This is a genomic window from Bacillus sp. Bwzl_19, from assembly GCF_054900515.1.
The window spans coordinates 3115143-3135161 of sequence record NZ_CM142729.1; the positions used below are offsets into that span (position 1 = coordinate 3115143).

The window sequence follows — 20019 nt, forward strand, 5'->3', positions numbered from 1 at the left end:
CAGCAGACTCTCAAAACGGTCCGTCACTGTGCCATATCGGCTAAGCTGTAAAATAAAAAGCAGCTTTTCAGCTGCTTTCTTTTCATAAAGTCTTGCTTTACACAGCTTTGTTTTCTAAGTCGGCATTCAGCTTCAGCTGCTGCTCCGCAAAATCACGGTACAGCGAATGGGATGCCATTAATTCATGGTGTGTGCCCCGTCCGGTGATTTCACCCTGTTCGACAAAGAGAAGCTGATCTGCATCCACAACCGTGGATAAGCGGTGGGCGATCACGATGGTGGTGCGGCCTTCCATCAAGACTTCCAGCGCCTGTTGCACCCATTTTTCAGATTGGCTGTCCAGACTTGATGTCGCTTCATCAAGCATAAGAATGCTCGGATTGCGGAGAAGCGCTCTGGCAATGGCGATGCGCTGGCGCTGTCCGCCTGACAGCATAATCCCCCGTTCACCGACCTCGGTTTCAAATTTCTTCGGTAAATCTTCAATAAATTGCAGGGCGTAGGCCATGTCGGCCGCTTTTCTCAGTTCCTCATCGGTCACCTCGCGTTTTAATCCGTAGCAGATATTGTCGCGGATGGTGCCTGACATTAACGGACTTTCTTGAGACACGTAGCCGATATGCTCCCGCCATGATTCAAGGGAATACGTATCAATCGGTTCATTCCCGAGCAGGATACTGCCGGCCGTCGGATTGTAGAATCGTTCAAGCAGTTTAAATAACGTTGTTTTTCCGCCGCCGCTCGGTCCGACAATCGCAGTGACTTTGCCGGCCTCAATCGTTGCCGTAATGTCTTTTAAGATGGTTTGATCTGTTTTGTAGCCGAATGAGACTTGTTCAAGCTTAATCGGCTGATCCGCGTTTTCAATCGCTTTCCCGGTCTGGATGTCTTCTTCTTTTTCTGCAAGAATATGAATCATCCGTTCTGTTGCGCCGACGGATTTTTGAAGCTGTGTGAAAAATGAAGTAATCTGGCCCATCGGCTTAAAATGATCTGAAACAAATACAGGATAAAGGCAACGAGTGCGCCGGCTGTCAGTTCACCTGATGATACCTGCATTCCGCCGTACCCGATGACAGCGACCAGCGCCGCCATTAATACGAGTGTGATAAGCGGGCCTACAAGTGACTGCACCTTCGCTTCACGCAGACCGAGTTTAAAGAGCGCCATGATGCCCGCTTTTCCGCGGCCGTATTCCGCTTCTTCAGCGTTTGACGCTTTCACAAGCCTGATTTCCGGGAGGATGTGGTTCAACAATCCGGTGAATCTCGCTGTTTCATCCTGTGTTTCCCGAGATATTTTAAACATTTTCCGGCCGATCGGCACTAAAATAACCGCAGCCAGCGGCACGACGATCAGCACGAGCAATGTCAGCTTCCAGTTCATGATAAATAAGATCGTCAGTGATCCGATAACGGAAATGATTCCGGTAATAAATCCGCTGATATTGTTTGTGATCAGCTCTTTTACCACCATCGTGTCATTGGTGACACGGCTGATCGTTTCGCCCGTGGCGTTTTTGTCAAAATAAGAGACGGGCAGTTTAATTAATTTCTGCCATAACATATCACGCAGCCCCGAGATGATTTTCTGGCCGCTGTAGTTCAAGGCGTATGTGGCGTAGGCGCTTAATGCGGCCTGTACGATAAATACGGCTGCGATGATCCCGATTTGCATGCCTGACAGCGACGACATGGAAAAACCGTCAACGAGCTGCTTTGTCAATAGCGGAATCAGCAGGCTGACGAGCGTTGTCACAATACTGAGAGACAGCGCGAAGGCCAGCATTCCGTATGATGGTTTTGTTTTTTTGACTAATGAAAAGAATGAACTGAATTTCCCTTTTGGTTTCGGTTGTTTATTCGGCATATGTTTTCCTCCTATATCACTGTTTATACTATAACGGATGAGCATGAACGGAATATGAACAAAACGTACATTTTTAATAAAAACCAAAATAAACTCTATTAGTCAATATTATCAAATTCATCTGCCTCCGGTTGAGAAATAAGGAATATTTTAATGAATGTTTAGGTTTGGCATGTAAAAAACCTCACGAATCTCTCCGTGAGGTTTGTTTTACTCAGATGACGAATGGCGTTTCGCAAGGACGGCAAGCACGTCGTCCAGAGGAAGCGACTGCTCTCGCAATAGAACGAGCAAATGATAAAGCAAATCCGCCGCTTCCCATTTTAATTCTTCATGATCGCGGTTTTTCGCGGCAATAATAACCTCTGCGGCTTCTTCGCCGACTTTTTTGAGGATTTTATCGACACCTTCCCGAAACAGGTACGTTGTGTAAGCCCCGTCAGGCATCTCCGTCTGCCGTTTGGCGATTACGCTTTCCAGTTCATTTAAGATGCCGAAACGATCCTGCACGTCCGCTTTTTCCGGAGTAAAGCAGCTGTAGCTTCCCTTGTGGCATGCGGGTCCTGAAGGCTCCGCCAGCACGACAAGGGCGTCTTGATCACAATCATAGCGGATAGCTTTTACCTTTTGGGTATTCCCCGACGTCGCTCCTTTATGCCACAGCTCCTGCCGTGAACGGCTGTAAAACCAGGTTTCTTTCGTTTCTATCGTTTTTTCATATGATTCACGATTCATATAAGCCAGTGTCAGCACTTCTTTGCTTGCCGCATCCTGTACGATGGCGGGAATCAGTCCGGCCTCGTCAAACCGCAGTTCATCTGCCCGTTTCATCTCACATTCACCCCGTGTTTCTTCATATAATCTTTCACTTCTTTTATCGATGTTTCTTTGTAATGAAATATTGAAGCTGCAAGCGCGGCGTCCGCTTCACCGATCGTAAACGCTTCAAGCATATGGCGCGCGCTGCCGGCTCCCCCTGACGCAATGACGGGCACCGGGACGGCACGTGTAACAAGCTTTGTGAGCGTATGGTTAAAGCCCGTTTTCTCTCCGTCTGCGTCCATGCTTGTCAGCAAGATTTCACCCGCACCCCGGCTGACGGCTTCTTTTGCCCAGGCTGTGACTTCCCACTCGGTTTTCTTTCTGCCGCCGTGTGTGTACACTTTATAGCAACCCGAGTCTTCGTCATACTTTGCGTCGATCGCCGCTACGATGCATTGCGAGCCGAAAAAGTCCGCCCCTTCCGTAATCAGCTCGGGCCGGAGGACGGCCGCTGTATTAACGGATACTTTATCAGCGCCGGCGCGAAGCATTCGTTTCATATCGCTTAATTGATTGATTCCGCCGCCGACCGTAAACGGAATTGCCAGTTTTGCAGCAACTTGTTCAACGACGTCTGTCATCGTCTTGCGGCCTTCATGAGAAGCGGAAATGTCGAGAAAAACGAGCTCGTCAGCGCCCTCCCTGTCATATGCTTCAGCCAGCTCGACAGGATCGCCGGCATCTTTCAGCCCGAGAAATTGAATGCCTTTGACCACGCGTCCTTCTTTCACATCAAGACACGGAATGATTCGTTTCGTTATCATGCGTCCCTCACCCCGCTGAGCGCTTCGGCCAATGTAAATTGTTTAGTATACAGCGCTTTTCCGATAATCGCTCCCGATACACCGGCGTCTTTGTAGCGGGCCAGCGCTTTTAGATCAGCGACTGAGCTGACCCCGCCTGAAGCGATGACGGTTTTTCCCGTTGCTTTTGCGAGCTGGACGGTGCTTTCAATGTTCGGTCCTGACAGCATGCCGTCAGTTGCAATATCCGTGAAAATGAAGGTTTCCGCTTCTTCCACAGCCAATTCACGGCCCAGATCGGCCGCTCTTACGGAGGATGTTTCCAGCCAGCCTTCCGTCGAGACATACCCGTTCCTCGCATCGAGACCGATGGCGATTTTCCCGCCGTATTGTTTCAGCATGCTTTTCACAAACGCCGGATCAGAAACGGCCGAACTGCCGAGAATGACACGATCGGCGCCTTGTGATAAGTAACCGTACACGTCTGCTTCAGAACGGATGCCGCCGCCGATCTCGACTTTGACATCAAGCTGCTGCACGATGTCAAGAACATGCCGGTCATTTACTTTCTTGCCTGCTTTCGCGCCGTCAAGATCCACAAGATGAATCCATTCCGCACCTTCTTTTGCAAATTGCGCCGCCATGTCTAAAGGCGAGTCTCCGTATATTGTTTCCTTGCCGTAATCACCTTGGATGAGCCGGACGCATTTGCCGTTTCTCATATCGATTGCCGGATATAATGTAAAAGCGCTCATTTCTTCACCTTCTGTTCCGCTGCCATTTTTGTAAATTGTGTTAGGATCGCCATTCCGGCCGAGCCGCTTTTTTCCGGGTGAAACTGCGTCCCAAAGACATTGCGTTTCCCGACGACCGCGGGTACTCGAACGCCGTACTCGGCACTTGCCAGAAGATCTCCGTCTTCCATCCCGTCTATATAATAGGAATGGACAAAGTAAACGAAGCCTTCTTCCGCTTTTGAAAGCAAAGGAGACGTTTGGTGAAACGTCAGCCGATTCCAGCCCATATGCGGCACCTTCAGCTTGTTTCCTTCAGCGTCCCTGTCTTTTAGTCTCACTGCTTTTCCGGCTAATAAGCCAAGTCCTTTTGCAGTGCCGTTTTCGCTGCTTTTTTCGAAAATAAGCTGCATGCCGAGGCAGATGCCGAGAAGCAGCTTCCCCTCCTCAACCATGCGGTGAATGAATCGATCAAGCTTCATGCTGTGTAAATTGTCCATGGCGTCACTGAACGATCCGACACCGGGAAGAATAAAAGCATCCGCTTTTTCCAGCTCTTCCGGCCGGTCTGATACGAGATACGGGACGCCGACGCGTTCCAGCGCCTTTGACACGCTGAATAAATTGCCCATTCCGTAATCAATTACACCGATCATTTACAGCATTCCTTTCGTTGATGGTACACCCTTAACCCGCGGATCAATGGATGACGCTTCATCCAGCGCTCTGCCAAGCGCCTTAAACACGGCTTCTATCATATGGTGGGTATTCGTACCGTAATGAACGATCACGTGCAGATTCATTCTCGCTTCGAGCGCCAGTTTCCATAAAAATTCATGTACAAGCTCGGTATCAAACGTGCCGACTTTCGCTTGCGGAAATGCAGCGCGCATCTCAAGGTGCGGCCGGTTGCTCAGGTCTACGGCAACTTGGGCGAGCGCTTCGTCCATCGGCACAAGCGCTGATCCGTACCGTTTGATGCCTTTTTTATCACCAAGCGCTTCCAAAAGAGCCTGCCCTAAGCAGATGCCGATATCTTCAGTCGTGTGGTGATCATCTATTTCCGTATCGCCTTTTGCATCAACGGTTAAATTGAATTGCCCGTGCTTTGTAAACAAATCAAGCATATGGGTCATAAACGGCACATCCGTGCTGATATCTGCTCTTCCTTCTCCGTCTATCCCGAAAGCCAGCTTAATATCCGTCTCATTTGTTTTTCTGGCGCGTTCCGCTTTTCTCATCGGTCACTTCCTCCGTTTCTCGCTTCAATCGATTTTGCGTGCGCTTCAAGCCCTTCCAGTCTCGCGAAGGCGGCAATGCTGTCCGCATGGGATTCAAAAGCCTTCCTGCTGTAAGAGATGATGCTCGATTTCTTTTGAAAATCTGTGACATTCAGCGGGCTTGAAAACCGTGCCGTGCCGTTTGTCGGCAGAACGTGATTCGGTCCGGCAAAATAATCTCCCACCGGTTCAGCGCTGTATCGTCCTAAGAAAATCGCTCCCGCGTGTCTGATGCTTCCAAGCAAAGCCTCCGGCGAATGCGTCATGATTTCTAAATGCTCGGGCGCCAGCGCGTTCACCGTGTCTATCGCATCCTCCATCGATTCCGAGATATAAATGCGCCCGTGATCCATGATCGACGCTTCGGCGATCTCTTTACGCGGCAGCGTCTGAAGCTGTTTATCCACCTCATCGGATACCGCTTCGGCAAGCTTCCTTGAATCGGTGACAAGCACGCTTGAGCTGAGCATATCGTGTTCGGCTTGTGAAAGCAGGTCAGCGGCGACTTCTTGCGGCACCGCCGTATCGTCTGCCAGGACCACGATTTCACTGGGACCGGCAATCATGTCAATATCCACATCACCGAAGACTTCGCGCTTCGCGAGTGCCACAAATATATTGCCGGGGCCCGTAATCTTATCAACAGGCTGTATCGTGTCCGTTCCGTAAGCGAGCGCGGCAATCGCCTGTGCGCCCCCCGCTTTGTAAATTTCATTTATCCCGAGCTCAGACGCCGCAACCAGAACGCCCGGCGAAAGGCGGCCGTCTTTTCCCGGAGGGCTGACGAGAACGATCCGCTCCACTCCCGCAGCAAGAGCGGGGATGACATTCATTAAAACGGAGGACGGATAAGCGGCCGTCCCGCCCGGCACATATACGCCCGCGGAATCGAGCGCCGTTATTTTCTGTCCGAGCATCGTGCCGTCTTTGCGGTGGTAAAACCAAGAGGATTGCAGCTGGCGCTCGTGATATTCTTTAATATTGGCAATTGCCTGCCTGATCACTTCCAGCAGCTGATCATCAAGCAGACGGTACGCCTCGGCGATTTCGTCCCCGCTCACCGCCATCTGGTCCAGGCTGATCCCGTCAAATGTTTTTGTATAGGCCAAAACGGCTTTGTCGCCGTTTTTTCTGACGTCTTCAATAATCGCTCTGACGGTTTTTCGCTGCTCTTCGGTTCCGCTGTCAATAGAACGCTTCAGTGAAAACCGCTCGCTTTTTTTTATTGCGGTTATTTTCATTTTGCCGTGTCTCCTTCCACAACCCTTGCCAGCCTGGCCGCCATTTCGTCGATTACATCGTCCTTCATGCGGTAGCTGACCGGGTTGACAATAAAACGCGATGTGATGTCACAAATATGTTCCGACTCTACGAGACCGTTTTCCTTTAATGTCCGCCCTGTTGATACGATATCCACGATTCTGTCAGCAAGCCCGATTAAAGGCGCCAACTCAATGGAACCGTTCAGCTTAATGATTTCCACCTGCTCGCCCTGTTCTCTGAAATAACTTGACGCAACATTCGGATATTTTGTCGCAATCCTCGGAGCGACTCCGTTCCAATCCGCTCCCGGAAGCCCTGCAACGGCGAGATGGCATTTGCTGATATTCAGATCGAGCACCTCATATACGTCACGCTCTTCTTCAAGCATGACATCCTTTCCGGCGATACCGGCATCAGCGACGCCATGCTCGACATATGTCGTGACGTCCATCGGCTTTGCCAGAATAAAGCGGAGATTTTCTTCCGGAACGTCGATGATCAATTTTCTCGATTCTTCAAACTCCCCGGGCAGCCTGTATCCGGCCTGCCTCAGCAATCCGGCCGCTTCCTCAAATATCCGTCCTTTTGGCATAGCCATTGTGAGTACCTTACCCATTCTGCTCTTCCTTTCTGGCACCGATAAAGTAGGTGACGTTTGCGAATGATTTTGTCATATGATCGATATTTTCAATGCCCGCCAAATCCTGCAGGACGACTTTTCTGCCTCTTGCCCTTTCTTCCTCCGCGAATAAAATGGCCTGCGGCCGCTGCTCCTTGCTGAAAATAACGGCGTCCGCATCACTTGTTTCTCCCCGGATGCCGAGCGCTTCAATCAGCCTGTCGATACGGAGCCCGAAGCCCGTGGCGGGAGCAGGGCTGCCGAAATGGCCGAGAAGATTGTTATAACGGCCGCCGCTTCCGATGACAAACCCGACATTTGCCGCGTACACCTCGAATAAAATCCCCGTGTAGTAACTCATATGGCTTACCATGTTCAGATCAAGGCGAATATGCTCGGCACACCCGTAATCTTCAAGAATGTCCCACAGGTCTCCCAGCTCCTGAATCACGCTTTGCCCGGAGATGCCGATGATCTCCCCCGCTTTGGCGCAGATCTCTTTTCCGCCGCGCAATTCCAGAAGTCCGAGCAGCCGGCTTTTGTCTATTGAAGAAAGCGGAAGCGACTTGACATGTTCTTTGTACCCCACGTAATTCTTTTCAAAGAGAAAGCGCCGCAGAACATCCGCCCGCTCGGCATTTCCCAAAACCTCGACAAACAGCTCATCTGCGAGCCCGGCATGGCCGATCGCGATTTTAAATTGGCGCAATCCCGCGTTTTTCAAAGCGCCGGCCGCGAGCGCAATCACCTCGGCATCCGCGCTTGTTGATCCATCGCCGATCAGCTCCGCGCCGACCTGTTCGAATTCAGCCGGACGTCCGCCTTCCCGCTCCTGAGCGCGGTAGACGCTTGCCGCGTACCCCGCTCTGAGCGGATGATTGTTTTTGTGCAGCTTAGACGCCGCCACCCTGGCAATCGGTCCGGTCATGTCAGGCCGAAGCACAAGCGTTTTTCCGTCCTGATCGAGAAGCTTAAACAGCTGCTGTTCGTCAATGGCTGACTGGGCACCCACTGTTTCATAGAATTCAAGAGTCGGTGTCTCCATAAACTGATAACCCCATTTATCAATTAAATCCGTTAGTGTGGAACGGACTTTCTTCTTTGCTTCGTATAAACCGGGCAGCGTATCTCTCATGCCATGCGGTTTCTCAAACATAAACATTCCCTTTAGCACCCCCGCTTTTTCTGAAGAAAAATTCCGAATCCTTTAGTTCGCTAATATGATAATATGTTAGCAGATAAAAGAACGGATTGCAACGCCCAATGTCCTCCTATTCTTTCCCATAATCATGACTAAATCATGAATAAATCTGTAAACATATCGGAACAATCCAATCAGGTTGAACAGAAATGCTATAATACATTAAATAGCTTCATCAGAAACAAGGGAGAGTAATCATGAAGACGCTTGGAACATTATGTGTGCTGATTCTGACAGCCGTCCTTGTCTATCTGGGGTACAACATCTATACAAACGATATCCATTTGAATTTTTTCAATCAGCAGTCTGACGAGCCTGATGAGAAAACACCATTAAAAGGGAGCGCATCACCACTGAATGTCGTTCTGTACAGACAGATGGATTCACCCAGACTGTACAATGGCTGTGAGGTAACAAGCCTTGCTATGATTTTGAATAATGCCGGATATCATGTATCAAAAAATACATTGGCGGATCAAATCAATACGGTTCCGCTCACATACAGCAGCGGGCTGAAAGGAGATCCGAACGAAGGATTCGCCGGAGACATGGAGAACGGCCCGGGTTTAGGCGTTTATCATGAGCCGATTGATAAACTTGCCAAAAAGTACGCGGGAAACAAAGTATATGACCTTACGGGAAAAGACATTTCTTCAGTGTACCGGCAGCTTGAAAAAGGACGGCCGGTCTGGGTGATTATCACCACTTCCTTCAAACCGGTTGATAATATGCAGACTTGGAATACGCCGAACGGAAAAGTCGACATTACGTACAGCATGCACAGCGTAGCCGTCACCGGTTATGATCACGATTATGTATACGTCAATGACCCTTATGGCTATAAAAACAGAAAAACTGACCGGACTGAATTCGAAAAAGCCTGGAAGCAGATGGGCAGCCAGGCCATTGTGATCAAGTCCTAAAAAAACCCCGCTGACGTTAATCAGCGGGGTTTCCCATTCGTTTTTTCATTTCTTCGTCCGTATAAATCAGCTTCATCGGGTTTCCTCCGACAAACGCCCCGGCCGGGACATCTTTGTGTACAAGCGTGCCGGCCGATACGACGGCTCCGTTCCCGATGGTAACGCCGGGCAGAATCGTTGTGTTTGCCCCGATCATCACCTCGTCACCGATTGTGACAAAACCGGTCCGGTACTCATGTATTAAATATTCATGAGCCAAAATCGTCGTATTGTAGCCAATGATGCTGTTTTTTCCGACAGTGATTTTTTCGGGAAACATGATATCCGGCATTACCATCAGCGCGAATGACGTCTGTTTTCCGACCTTCATTTTCAAAAAGGTGCGGTACAGCCAGTTCTTCACGCTTAGAAACGGCGTATACCTTGCGATCTGAATGATGATGAAATTTTTCATCACCTTCAGAAAGGGAACCGTCTGATAAACATGCCACAATGAATTTGCACCTGAAACCGGATGGCGGTCTGTTTTTCTCACTGATTACTTCACTCCGGTGATGTGCAATAAATCACTCATTTTCTCAAGCATATAATCGGGTTCATAAGCGGAAAGCGCCTGTGCGCCCTTAATCGTCCACGCGACGCCGGCTGTTTTCGTGCCGGCGTTTTTCCCCGCCATGACATCGTGATAATTGTCACCGACCATCATGGCTTCCGACGGATCGCACCCCAGCCGGCTGAGCGCAAGCCTCACAGGCTCGGGGTCAGGCTTCGGGTGCTTTACATCATCAAGCGTGACGACAGTATCGAAAAACGCCCCGATGCCTGTCAGCTTCAATCCCATATTGACTGTATCCCTCAGCTTTGTGGTGACAATACCGAGCTGATAGCCCGCTTTTTTCAATTCATCAAGCGTTTCATAAACCGTTTCGTACTCCGTGACGAGCTCATCGTGCTTTTCATGGTTGAATGCTCTGTACATGCTGATCATGTCATCGCACTTTTCGGCATTAATGCCTGAAAACGTTTCGTACAGAGGCGGGCCGATAAACGGAAGCACATCTTCCCGTTTATACTGCCCCGGGCAATAATGATCAAGCGTATGAAGATAAGAAGCGATAATCAGTTCATTCGTGTCAACCAGCGTGCCGTCGAGATCGAATAAAATGGCGGTTAAACGTTTATCAGTCATCTTATGTCCTTTCCGATTTCAGACGTCAGTCTGTATCCGCATACCGCTTTTCGGCATACCCTTTCACACGTCTGAAAATCATTAAAATAATCGCAAGAACAATCAGCACAATGGAAATAACCTGCGCGATCCGAAGCTGGCTCGTGAGCATCAGGCTGTCCGTCCGCATTCCCTCAATAAAGTATCTGCCGATCGAATACCAGATAATATACGTCAAAAACAGATCGCCCCTGCGCAGGTTCACGCGGCGGAGCAGAAGCAGAATCACGACTCCCGCAAAGCTCCACAGCGATTCATACAGAAAAGTCGGGTGATAATATTGTCCGTCTATGTACATCTGATTAATGATGAAATCCGGGAGGTGCAGACTTTCCAAAAATGAACGGCTGACCGCTTCGCCGTGAGCCTCCTGGTTGATAAAGTTCCCCCAGCGTCCGATGGCTTGGCCGAGCAAAATACTCGGTGCGGCAATATCCGCGAGCTTCCAGAATGAAATGCCTCTTACTTTTGAAAAGACGATGCCTGTTGCGATCGCGCCGATTAATCCGCCGTGAATGGCGATGCCGCCTTTCCAAATTTTAATGATTTCCCCGGGGTGTTCCGAGTAATAACTCCACTCGAAAAGCACATAGTATGCCCGCGCGCAAATGATTGCGATCGGAATGGCGAAAAGAACAAGATCAATAAAAATGTCCTTTTTCAGCCCCCGCTTTTCACTCTCCCTCATGGCCATCCAAAGCCCTAATAACGCACCCGCACCGATAATGATTCCGTACCAGTGCACGGATAAAGGCCCGAGCTGCAAGGCAATCGGATTGATTGGTGTACCTGCTTCGTTCATATCATTGCCAACTCCTATTCGTCTTGTTCGCCGTCCTCAATGACATCCGCCAGCTTATTCGTAAATTGCTCGGCGGCATTTAAGCCCATCCGCTTCAATCTGAAGTTCATCGCGGCAACTTCGATAATAACGGCGAGATTTCGCCCCGGGCGGACGGGAATGGTCAGTTTTGTAATTTCCGTATCAATGATTTTCATTTTTTCTTCTTCCAGCCCGAGACGGTCGTATTGTTTCCCTTGCTCCCAAAGCTCAAGGTCCATGACGATTGTGATTCTTTTGTTGCTTCTGACGGCGCCCGCTCCGAACAGCGTCATGACATTTATAATGCCGAGCCCCCTGATTTCGAGCAGATGCTCAATCAGATCAGGCGCATTCCCGACGAGCGTGTCCTGATCCTCCTGCCGGATTTCGACGCAGTCATCCGCGACGAGGCGATGGCCGCGTTTGACGAGCTCCAGCGCCGTTTCACTTTTACCGACGCCGCTTTTTCCCGTAATGAGCACACCGACGCCGTAAATATCCACGAGCACGCCGTGAATGGCGGTTGTCGGCGCGAGACGGCTCTCAAGAAAATTCGTCAGCCGGCTTGACAGTCTGGTTGTTTTCAGAGGCGATCTGAGCACCGGCACACCGTTTTTCTCGGACGCTTCTACAAGCTCCGGCGGAATCGGCATATCTCTGGAAAGTATGATAGCCGGCGTCACATCGGTGCACAGCGATTCCATCCGCTGTTTTTTATCTTCCTCAGGAAGCTGATCGAAAAATGACAGCTCCGTTTTTCCTAAAAGCTGCACCCGTTCTCTCGGGTAATATGTAAAATAACCGGCGATTTCAATACCGGGCCGTGATAAATCACTCATCGTAATCGGGCGGTTAATTCCTTCTTCTCCGCTGATCAATTCTAAATGGAACTGCTCCATTACGTCTTTGGTCCGAACCTTTGCCAAGATATGTTCCTCCTGTTCTGGGATGTTCCGAGCTTTGAACAGTTATATTTTATCACTTTACCGTCTGAACCAAAACAGATTTATACAATTCCGGGATAACTGGTCTAGATAACTAGTCTGAAAAGGAGTAAAATAAAACTAACAACTAACCAGAAAGGCGTGTTTTAAAGTGGCTGAAAGCTTGTTAATCAGCGGTGCGGACATCGTAACAGAAGATGAAATCATCCAAAACGGATTTCTCGGCATAAAAGACGGCATCATTTCTTACGCGGGTAAAACAAGACCGCAAGAAACGTATGAGAAGGAATGGAAGGCGCCCGAGGGCACGTATGCGCTTCCCGGAATGATTGATATCCATATTCACGGCGGATACGGCGCGGATACGATGGATGCCGATTTCGCGGCGCTTGATACAATGGCCGCCCGGCTGCCCGAAGAAGGAACAACCTCTTTTTTAGCGACAACAATTACACAGCAGCACGAAAATATTGAAAAAGCGCTCGAAAACGCCAAAGAATGGACGGCATCTTCACCTCAGGCGCATAAAGGCGCTGAGTTGATCGGGATTCATTTAGAAGGGCCTTTCGTCTCTCCGGAAAAGGCGGGAGCACAGCCGAAACAATGGATTACCCCGGCCGATACCGGGCTCTTTCAGAAATGGGAACATCTTTCTGGAGGGCTGATCAAAATTGTGACGCTTGCGCCGGAAGAAGATCCTGATTTCAGCCTGATCCGTTATTTAAAAGACCGGAACATCATCCCCTCAATGGGACATACAAACGCGGGAGCCGATCTTTTAGAAAAAGCGGCGGATGCCGGAGCGCTGCATATGACGCATCTCTTCAACGCCATGAGCTGCTTTCATCACCGTGAGCCGGGGGGCATCGGTACGGCTCTCGCCTGCGGCCGCATCACGGCGGAGCTGATCACTGACGGTATTCATTCCCATCCTTTAGCCGTAAAGCTTGCCTTTTTGGCGAAAGGAAGCCAAAACCTGGTGATGATTACAGACTCCATGCGGGCAAAAGGGCTGAAGGACGGAGAATACGAATTCGGCGGACAAAAAGTCACCGTTCGCGGGAACACGGCGCTTCTTCCTGACGGGACGCTGGCCGGTTCCATTTTAAAAATGAATGAAGGCGCAGCGCTCATGCGCAGGTTTACAAACTGTTCATGGCTGGATATAGCAAATATGACGTCGGCAAATGCAGCCCGCCGCCTCGGCATATTTGACCGCAAAGGAAGCATTGCGGAAGGAAAAGACGCCGACGTTATACTGACGGACGGACAGTGCGGCGTGCTGGCATCCATTTGCCGCGGAAACACCGCATATATTTCAAAGGAGGCTGATTGGGCATGAACATCATCACATGCAGACATTATGAAGAATTAAGTGAAAAAGCCGCAGCGATTATCGCTGAAACAGTCAAACAAAAGCCGGATGCCGTCCTGGGCCTTGCGACGGGAGGCACCCCCGAAGGCGTATACAAAGAACTTGTGCGGAGGCACCGCTCCGAAGGTTTGTCATTCCGGGATATCACGACGATCAATCTTGATGAATACGCCGGACTTTCTCCCGAGGACAAAAACAGCTATCATTATTATATGAATACACATTTTTTTGCACATATCGACAGCCGAAAGGACCGCCACTTTCTCCCTGACGGACGGGCAGACGATCTTGATGCTGAATGCGAACGCTATGACCGATTAATTCAAACACTCGGCGGAGCGGATATTCAGCTTTTAGGCATCGGACACAACGGCCATATCGGCTTTAATGAGCCCGGGACGCCATTTGAATCCAGAACCCATGTCGTTGAGCTGAATGAAGAGACAAGACAGGCGAATGCGCGGTACTTTCCGTCAATCGATCAAGTCCCTGAAAAAGCTGTGACAATGGGGATCGGGACTATCTTGTCCGGCAAACGCATTTTGATCATGGCATCCGGAAAAAGCAAGGCCCAAGCGGTGAAACAGCTTCTGGACGGACGCGTCAGTGAAGCATTCCCCGCCTCTGCCCTGCACGCACACCCGGATGTGACGGTCTTGATTGATGAAGAGGCTGCGGGCGGCGATTGAAAGGATTTGACCTATGCAGATTGATAAACAATCTCCGGTTCCGATTTATTTTCAGATTATGGAACAGTTGAAAACACAAATCAAAAACGGCGAGCTGAAAGCGGATGCGCTGCTTCCGTCGGAGCGGGAATACGCTGAACAATTCGGCATCAGCCGAATGACGGTGCGCCAGGCGCTTTCCAATTTGGTGAATGAAGGATTTTTATACAGGCAGAAAGGCCGGGGAACGTTCGTCAGCAAACTGAAGATGGAACAGCCGCTCCAAGGGCTGACAAGCTTTACGGAAGATATGAGGAGCCGAGGCATGAAGCCGGGGAGCAGACTTGCCGAATACCAGCTGATTCAGGCGACTGAAGAATTGTCTTCTATTTTAGGATGCGGCCATCAGGCAACGCTTCATAAAATCATCCGCGTCCGGCTGGCGAATGATATCCCGATGGCGATTGAAGCCTCGTACATCCCGTTTGACAAGGCAGGAAAACTGGACGCCTCCCATTTTCAGTCATCCATGTATGAGCATATCGAAGCGTACAATCAGATGCCGATCTCACGCGCCAAACAAGAGCTTGAACCGGGTGCCGCTTCCGAAGAAGAAGCGGAACTGCTCGGCATCCAGCCCGGCGCGCCCGTCCTCTATATAAAGCGGACCACTTATCTGCAGGACGGCACTGCCTTTGAGCACGTCAAATCCGCATACAGAGGCGACCGCTACACATTCGTGCATTATATGGACAGGGTGAAATGAAACATCTCCAACCGTTTCGGGTTGGAGATGTTTTTTTGATCTGCCATTTTCAAATCAATTCTCTATGACTCTGTCAAAACGGAGAGGCTGGGGTTCTGGTATCTATTTTTATAAAGAAAAGGGTAACAAAATGCTACCCTCTGTTTCGGACAAGATATGGAACCTGCTTTGAAATCAGCAGCAGCGGTTCTTTGTTTTTGTGAGCCAGTGAAAACATAATCCCGCCTTCAATCATCGAGTTGATTGTCATTCCAAGCTTCTCCGCTTCCTCTTGCTCAAATCCGTGCTGAAGAAATTTTTCCGCGAACACATCCGTCCACTGTTTAAACACCTCAACACATGTGCATCTTAACGTTTCATTTATCAGAGCTGTCTCACCCGCTAACAAACCAACCGGCACTCCCTCAATATTCTGCGGATCATTAAACTGTTCAGCCGTTACATGAATAAAGTGCTGAATGGCTTCGACAGGATCCGCGAATTGAGTCATACTATTCTGTATTTGCTTTTCAACGCACCTTCCCGTATGTTTGATCGCTGCAATGGCGAGTTCTTCTTTTCCGTTCGGAAAGTGATGATATACAGACCCTCTGGGCGCTCCGCTCTCTTTTATGATTTGATTCAAACCTGTCGCATGGTATCCCTGAATTTGAAAAAGGTATGCAGAGGCTTGAATAATTCTTTCTTTTGTCCCGGTTTTGCTGTTCATTATGTTTCCTCCTGCATATTAAGAAAACCAATCGGTTTTAAGTATAGAAAAGGGACATAAAAAAGTCAAAAACACTTATCACCGTTGTGCGCCGCCATTCGCGTTACAGAAAAAATCCTGCTGACCGTCAGATTTTGTTCTGAGCAATCAGCAGGCGGTATTCGCATTATGGGCTGGAAGCATGCTTAAAATCAAATTGATCCGGAGCCGGGTGATACGGCGTTTTTCCCGTTTTGAACATCCAGATCGGCGATATTGTTTTTCCGTTGTACGGATCCTTGACGACGGTGTACCAGTAATAAACGGAATCTGGCTGCAGGCCGTCCCAGACCCAATGCGCGGTTTTTCCGCTTTTCACGTGTTTTTTATGACCGAGCAGTTCATTCGTATAGACGTTGCATTCAAAATAATCGGTCGCTACCTTTTTCATTTTCGGCTGTAAATCCATTTCAGCCGAGAATTCATCTTTATCCGCGAACAGATCGGTGTCATAGTAATTGATGTCATCCGTATACGGCGAGTAGGAGAACATGTGAACCTGATTGGCGGCCTGATCGAATTGCATAATGCGCATATAGCCTTGCCCCCCTTCAGGGCCGTCCTGATAATCGGTCAGAATTTGATGAACGAGGCGGTCCGGTTTTCCGTCTCCGTCATCGTCAAGGGCATCGTTTTTTTTCATGGCATTATGGTAATGGCCGCTTAATACCATCGCCACATTGCGATTCGGCTTGACGACTTTTTGATAGATCGTCTCCCCGATCGGGCTTCGGTTTCCGCTTACAAGCAAATACTCATGAAAGCATAATATGGCGGTTCGGTCCGGATACCGCTTTAGCACTTGATTGATCCAGTCAATCTCTTGATCCGTAATGCCCCAGCCCATATAAATCATAATAAAATCGTTCCCGCTTGCCGACAGCAGATCATAATGCCCGCGGTTATTTTTGTATGACCCGCCATAATGCATTTTCTTTTCAAAACGGCGGCTCCCGAAGAAATCCCCGAAGGTTCGGTATGTGCCGTCTTTATGGCCGACGTCATGATTTCCGGCAAGCACTCCGTACGGAATCCCCGCCTTGTCGAGTGTCCGCATGGAGTGATCGGCGTTTTTCCACTGTTTCATAACCATCGAATCATCGACAATATCACCGGTATGAAAGACATATTTAATATTGTGCTTTTCCTTATTTTCTTTGATCCACTCCGTCATTTTGTCAAAAATGTTCGGGTGACCTTGTGCGTAATACTGTGTATCCGACATCCAGACAAATGAGTAATTGCCTTTCGCCGGTATTTGATCCTGCACGATGACATTCATTTTTGAGTTCTTCACCGCATCGGCTGCGGACACGGCGGCTTTTAACGTAAACGGCTTTTTATTTTTGGCAAGGACGCTGTCCGCCTCCTGCCAGCGGCTTGTCCGGTAATTCCAAATATACATGGTTACCTTCCGGCCGGGCAGAGAGCTTCCTTTCCAGACCGCCTCGGCCAGATCCGTTTCGTCAATAGACGGGTCAACGGACACTTCAAACCGGTGATAAGGGAAACGCTCCATGTTTTCCGTCGAGACGGTTTTTCCGTCATTTGCCGAGATGCGGTTCATTTCCGGCAGTGTAAACGGCATTTCATTTTCTTTCATGCCTCTCGGCGGTTCTGTCAATGAGGCGTGCTGATACACTTTCACGCTGCCCGGATTCCGCGCGGTATAACGGAAGCCCCGGTAAAATGATAAATTCATTTCATCCTTCGTCGGATCTTTTACCCGGACGGACAGCTTCGCTTTATGGGCGCCGGTTTTTTGGCCGGTAAACTCCGGCTGATTCGGCTCCTCCCGTTTGATGTGGAAGGTGCGGACGGATGTTGTTTCATTTCCCGCAAGGTCTGCCGCAGTGATGGTAAGGGTGTGCTTTCCGGGCTTAAGATCGGCTGATGACGTATGATGCGGGAGCGTGATGCTTTCTCCGTCCAAAAACGCTTTCACTTCTTCTACTTTGCTCCATTTATCACGGATGTCCGCTTTCAGCTCAAAGTTACCTTTCAGTGTCGCGCCTTCTTTGATTCCCGGAACAATCTTCGGCCCCGTATTGTCCACCAGCACAGACTGACTGAGCTGCTCTTCACCGTCGCTCACAAAAATGTGGTGATGCCCTTCAGAAAGCTTCACCGTATTCCATGGCAGAAGCCGCGACGTAAACAAATGATCCGGCAGGCTGAATGAGAAGGTCATGCGCTGATTCGCCCGCTTGCCGTCACCGATAAACAGCTGCTCAGCCGGATCCCGCTCCCCGTTTTTGATCACCGTTCCGTCTGAAAGCACCAGGCGGGCATTTTTCACGATAAAATCATCCCGATTCTCCCCTGTGTCATACGGAGAAACCTTGGAGCCCGAACGGATGGAGACTTTCTGTGTTTTGCCCCCTTTTTGCAGCAGACGTTCCGGCAGCAGCACCGAGTACGTTCTGTAGCGGTGTGCCGGATCGTCAAAAATGTGCAGCACCTCGTTTTCCATCATGACGGTGTTTTGGAAATAAAGATTCGTTTTCCGGGCATCGAAAGCGAAGTAAACTTCTTTTTCCAGCGCAGGCCGGGTCTCCTGCAGCTTGCCGTCAATCCACAGCTTGATCTTATCAGCGCTGACGTCGGATGTCGCTTTGAGGAGATAGGTGCCGGATATCGTATCTTCGGGTTCAATGTTCATCCTGAGTCCGTGTGATTTGCTCGTCTGTTTAATGTCAATCATCTTGACGGGCGTTTTTGCTTCATTTTCTCCGTCACCGGCTGCGATGTAATACTCAAGCTGATCCTGGCCGAGCAGTTCCGGGGAATAAAGAATGTGACGATATAACCTGTCGTTGCGGTCTTTTTCAGCCAGAATTCGTTTAAATGGTTTTTTCTCATTGGTTCTGTAATAAAACGCGGCTGTTTTGACAAGGTTTTTGTCCCGTATGTCAGCCTTTAATTCGATGCTTTCAGCGGGCCGGACCGGCTTTCTGTCTGTAAGGTCTTCAATGACCGGTTTTTCCTTGTCCGGTTTGATCACCCTTTTCTGCTGCGGAATCTGCGCCTGAAAAACGAATCCCGGTGACGGCTTATGTTCGCTCGTGGAAATCTTCAGCAATTCTCCCGTTCCGTTCAGCGGATATTTATAAAGCAAAGAAGTCAGCCGGCGGAACGCGTGTTTTCGATAGTGCGCTGAGGCGATGGTTTTTCCGGTATTTGCCGACAGCACCACCGTCCTCGGCCGGTCGTTGGACATTCCGTCCGTCCCCTCGATGACGGCGAGATGTTTTCCCTCCTTCAGCTGTGTTCCGTAGTAGCGGTTGAAATCATCTATCGTCAGTTCTGATGCGGCGCGTCTCAGCCAAAACACATAAGCGCCGCCTGACGGAATGACCGTATCTTCTTTCGGCCTCCATATCATATCTGACTCCGGCCCTTCCTTCGGATAGCGGTAGCGGATGTGATAATCCTTAAAATGGATGGGTCTGTCCGTCGTGTTATACACCTCGATAAATTCATAGGCATCCGCGCCGTCTTCATTTTTCGTATCAACGGCAAGTTCCGTAATCATCAGCTCGGGAATATGATTCAAATCGGCTTGATAGCCGTCAAGCTTCAGCCGCTTTTTCTCCGATTCCGCCCTCTGTCTGCCATTGGTGAAAACGAGGTAATATTCCAATTCTCCATTCCAGATATCCCGTTTTGAAACCTGTGCCGTAAACAGCTGGATTGAACCTGGAGCGGGCTCCATCGGCACCATCTTAAATCCCAGCTCATTACTTTGTTTATAAAAAAGAAACGCCGAAAATGCTTGATAGTCGGCATTCTTTACATGAGCCTGTATGAACAGGTTTCTTTTCATTTCCGCCTTTACTTCTATTTGGGGAGGATTCTCCAGAAGCGGTATGTAATGAGGCGGCTGTCCGAATTCCTGCTGATTCACGGGGATTGCCGATTCTTTGCGCGCCGCATCCGCAGAAGGACTCACACAAAGCAAACCAATCAGAAAAAAGAGCGTCATCACAAGTTTCATCTCATTACCTCCCTAT

18 protein-coding genes and 1 pseudogene are annotated in these 20019 nt (G+C 49.5%); 4 read left to right on the top strand and 15 right to left on the bottom strand.

The window, feature by feature from the left end:
- Positions 1–97 precede the first annotated feature (97 nt).
- The 9 genes and pseudogenes from ACW5MY_RS16600 to ACW5MY_RS16640 all read right to left on the bottom strand — a co-directional run bounded on the left by ACW5MY_RS16600 (position 98) and on the right by ACW5MY_RS16640 (position 8492).
- Positions 98–1869 (bottom strand): annotated as a pseudogene (locus tag ACW5MY_RS16600) (ABC transporter ATP-binding protein).
- A gap of 210 nt (positions 1870–2079) precedes the next feature.
- Positions 2080–2700, bottom strand: a complete 621-nt coding sequence (gene hisIE / locus ACW5MY_RS16605; protein ID WP_013353734.1) for a bifunctional phosphoribosyl-AMP cyclohydrolase/phosphoribosyl-ATP diphosphatase HisIE — start codon at positions 2698–2700, stop codon at positions 2080–2082.
- Positions 2697–3455 carry an imidazole glycerol phosphate synthase subunit HisF gene (gene hisF, locus ACW5MY_RS16610; RefSeq protein ID WP_013353735.1) on the bottom strand — a complete coding sequence of 253 codons (759 nt, stop codon included), beginning with the start codon at positions 3453–3455 and terminating at the stop codon, positions 2697–2699. The genes hisIE and hisF overlap by 4 nt, the downstream gene beginning before the upstream one ends.
- Positions 3452–4189 (bottom strand): 1-(5-phosphoribosyl)-5-[(5-phosphoribosylamino)methylideneamino]imidazole-4-carboxamide isomerase, encoded by a 738-nt coding sequence (gene hisA / locus ACW5MY_RS16615; protein ID WP_289393948.1) that lies wholly within the window; start codon positions 4187–4189, stop codon positions 3452–3454. The genes hisF and hisA overlap by 4 nt, the downstream gene beginning before the upstream one ends.
- Entirely contained in the window at positions 4186–4824 is a 639-nt protein-coding gene (hisH, locus tag ACW5MY_RS16620) for an imidazole glycerol phosphate synthase subunit HisH (RefSeq protein ID WP_013353737.1), read from the bottom strand. Before hisH ends, hisA begins: the two co-directional genes overlap by 4 nt.
- Positions 4825–5409 carry an imidazoleglycerol-phosphate dehydratase HisB gene (hisB, locus tag ACW5MY_RS16625; protein WP_013353738.1) on the bottom strand — a complete coding sequence of 195 codons (585 nt, stop codon included), beginning with the start codon at positions 5407–5409 and terminating at the stop codon, positions 4825–4827.
- Complete coding sequence (gene hisD / locus ACW5MY_RS16630; protein ID WP_013353739.1) at positions 5406–6689, bottom strand: histidinol dehydrogenase; 1284 nt, start codon at positions 6687–6689, stop codon at positions 5406–5408. The genes hisB and hisD overlap by 4 nt, the downstream gene beginning before the upstream one ends.
- Positions 6686–7327 (bottom strand): ATP phosphoribosyltransferase, encoded by a 642-nt coding sequence (gene hisG / locus ACW5MY_RS16635; RefSeq protein WP_013353740.1) that lies wholly within the window; start codon positions 7325–7327, stop codon positions 6686–6688. Before hisG ends, hisD begins: the two co-directional genes overlap by 4 nt.
- Positions 7320–8492 (bottom strand): ATP phosphoribosyltransferase regulatory subunit, encoded by a 1173-nt coding sequence (locus ACW5MY_RS16640; RefSeq protein ID WP_013353741.1) that lies wholly within the window; start codon positions 8490–8492, stop codon positions 7320–7322. Before ACW5MY_RS16640 ends, hisG begins: the two co-directional genes overlap by 8 nt.
- Before the next feature lie 236 nt (positions 8493–8728).
- On the opposite strand from ACW5MY_RS16640, the gene ACW5MY_RS16645 reads away from it, so the two are divergent.
- A complete protein-coding gene (locus ACW5MY_RS16645; RefSeq protein ID WP_013353742.1) occupies positions 8729–9454 on the top strand; it encodes a C39 family peptidase in 726 nt (241 codons plus the stop codon).
- A gap of 16 nt (positions 9455–9470) precedes the next feature.
- On the opposite strand, the gene ACW5MY_RS16650 is transcribed toward ACW5MY_RS16645, so the two are convergent.
- The 4 genes from ACW5MY_RS16650 to hprK are packed head-to-tail and all read right to left on the bottom strand — an operon-like array spanning position 9471 to position 12431.
- Positions 9471–9989 (bottom strand): acyltransferase, encoded by a 519-nt coding sequence (locus ACW5MY_RS16650; protein ID WP_013353743.1) that lies wholly within the window; start codon positions 9987–9989, stop codon positions 9471–9473.
- A 3-nt stretch (positions 9990–9992) separates the two neighbouring features.
- Positions 9993–10643, bottom strand: coding sequence for a pyrophosphatase PpaX (ppaX, locus tag ACW5MY_RS16655; protein WP_013353744.1), 651 nt, complete (start codon positions 10641–10643; stop codon positions 9993–9995).
- Positions 10644–10668: 25 nt separating this feature from the next.
- Positions 10669–11484: a prolipoprotein diacylglyceryl transferase gene (gene lgt, locus ACW5MY_RS16660; RefSeq protein WP_013353745.1), complete on the bottom strand. Its 816-nt coding sequence runs from the start codon at positions 11482–11484 to the stop codon at positions 10669–10671.
- 14 nt (positions 11485–11498) lie between these two features.
- Positions 11499–12431, bottom strand: a complete 933-nt coding sequence (hprK, locus tag ACW5MY_RS16665) for an HPr(Ser) kinase/phosphatase (protein WP_013353746.1) — start codon at positions 12429–12431, stop codon at positions 11499–11501.
- Positions 12432–12600: 169 nt separating this feature from the next.
- On the opposite strand from hprK, the gene nagA reads away from it, so the two are divergent.
- From nagA to ACW5MY_RS16680, 3 genes are read left to right on the top strand one after another with little or no spacing between them, the layout of a single operon-like run.
- Positions 12601–13791: an N-acetylglucosamine-6-phosphate deacetylase gene (nagA, locus tag ACW5MY_RS16670; RefSeq protein ID WP_014471078.1), complete on the top strand. Its 1191-nt coding sequence runs from the start codon at positions 12601–12603 to the stop codon at positions 13789–13791.
- Positions 13788–14513 (top strand): glucosamine-6-phosphate deaminase, encoded by a 726-nt coding sequence (gene nagB / locus ACW5MY_RS16675; protein WP_013353748.1) that lies wholly within the window; start codon positions 13788–13790, stop codon positions 14511–14513. The genes nagA and nagB overlap by 4 nt, the downstream gene beginning before the upstream one ends.
- Positions 14514–14526: 13 nt before the next feature.
- A complete protein-coding gene (locus ACW5MY_RS16680; RefSeq protein ID WP_013353749.1) occupies positions 14527–15258 on the top strand; it encodes a GntR family transcriptional regulator in 732 nt (243 codons plus the stop codon).
- Between the two features lie 133 nt (positions 15259–15391).
- Here the strand turns inward: ACW5MY_RS16680 and ACW5MY_RS16685 are convergent, their stop codons facing one another.
- The gene (locus tag ACW5MY_RS16685) at positions 15392–15967 is read right to left on the bottom strand and encodes a TetR/AcrR family transcriptional regulator (protein ID WP_013353750.1); all 576 of its coding nucleotides are present in this window, start codon (positions 15965–15967) and stop codon (positions 15392–15394) included.
- Between the two features lie 166 nt (positions 15968–16133).
- Positions 16134–20003, bottom strand: coding sequence for a metallophosphoesterase (locus ACW5MY_RS16690; RefSeq protein WP_289393950.1), 3870 nt, complete (start codon positions 20001–20003; stop codon positions 16134–16136).
- Positions 20004–20019: the final 16 nt, after the last annotated feature.

Excerpts from the sequence above, each read along its gene's own strand:
- hisIE (WP_013353734.1), bottom strand. The coding sequence starts at position 2,700 with ATGAAACGGGCAGATGAACTGCGGTTTGACGAGGCCGGACTGATTCCC.
- hisF (WP_013353735.1), bottom strand. The coding sequence starts at position 3,455 with ATGATAACGAAACGAATCATTCCGTGTCTTGATGTGAAAGAAGGACGC.
- hisA (WP_289393948.1), bottom strand. The coding sequence starts at position 4,189 with ATGAGCGCTTTTACATTATATCCGGCAATCGATATGAGAAACGGCAAA.
- hisH (WP_013353737.1), bottom strand. The coding sequence starts at position 4,824 with ATGATCGGTGTAATTGATTACGGAATGGGCAATTTATTCAGCGTGTCA.
- hisB (WP_013353738.1), bottom strand. The coding sequence starts at position 5,409 with ATGAGAAAAGCGGAACGCGCCAGAAAAACAAATGAGACGGATATTAAG.
- hisD (WP_013353739.1), bottom strand. The coding sequence starts at position 6,689 with ATGAAAATAACCGCAATAAAAAAAAGCGAGCGGTTTTCACTGAAGCGT.
- hisG (WP_013353740.1), bottom strand. The coding sequence starts at position 7,327 with ATGGGTAAGGTACTCACAATGGCTATGCCAAAAGGACGGATATTTGAG.
- ACW5MY_RS16640 (WP_013353741.1), bottom strand. The coding sequence starts at position 8,492 with ATGTTTATGTTTGAGAAACCGCATGGCATGAGAGATACGCTGCCCGGT.
- ACW5MY_RS16645 (WP_013353742.1), top strand. The coding sequence starts at position 8,729 with ATGAAGACGCTTGGAACATTATGTGTGCTGATTCTGACAGCCGTCCTT.
- ppaX (WP_013353744.1), bottom strand. The coding sequence starts at position 10,643 with ATGACTGATAAACGTTTAACCGCCATTTTATTCGATCTCGACGGCACG.
- lgt (WP_013353745.1), bottom strand. The coding sequence starts at position 11,484 with ATGAACGAAGCAGGTACACCAATCAATCCGATTGCCTTGCAGCTCGGG.
- nagB (WP_013353748.1), top strand. The coding sequence starts at position 13,788 with ATGAACATCATCACATGCAGACATTATGAAGAATTAAGTGAAAAAGCC.
- ACW5MY_RS16680 (WP_013353749.1), top strand. The coding sequence starts at position 14,527 with ATGCAGATTGATAAACAATCTCCGGTTCCGATTTATTTTCAGATTATG.
- ACW5MY_RS16685 (WP_013353750.1), bottom strand. The coding sequence starts at position 15,967 with ATGAACAGCAAAACCGGGACAAAAGAAAGAATTATTCAAGCCTCTGCA.
- ACW5MY_RS16690 (WP_289393950.1), bottom strand. The coding sequence starts at position 20,003 with ATGAAACTTGTGATGACGCTCTTTTTTCTGATTGGTTTGCTTTGTGTG.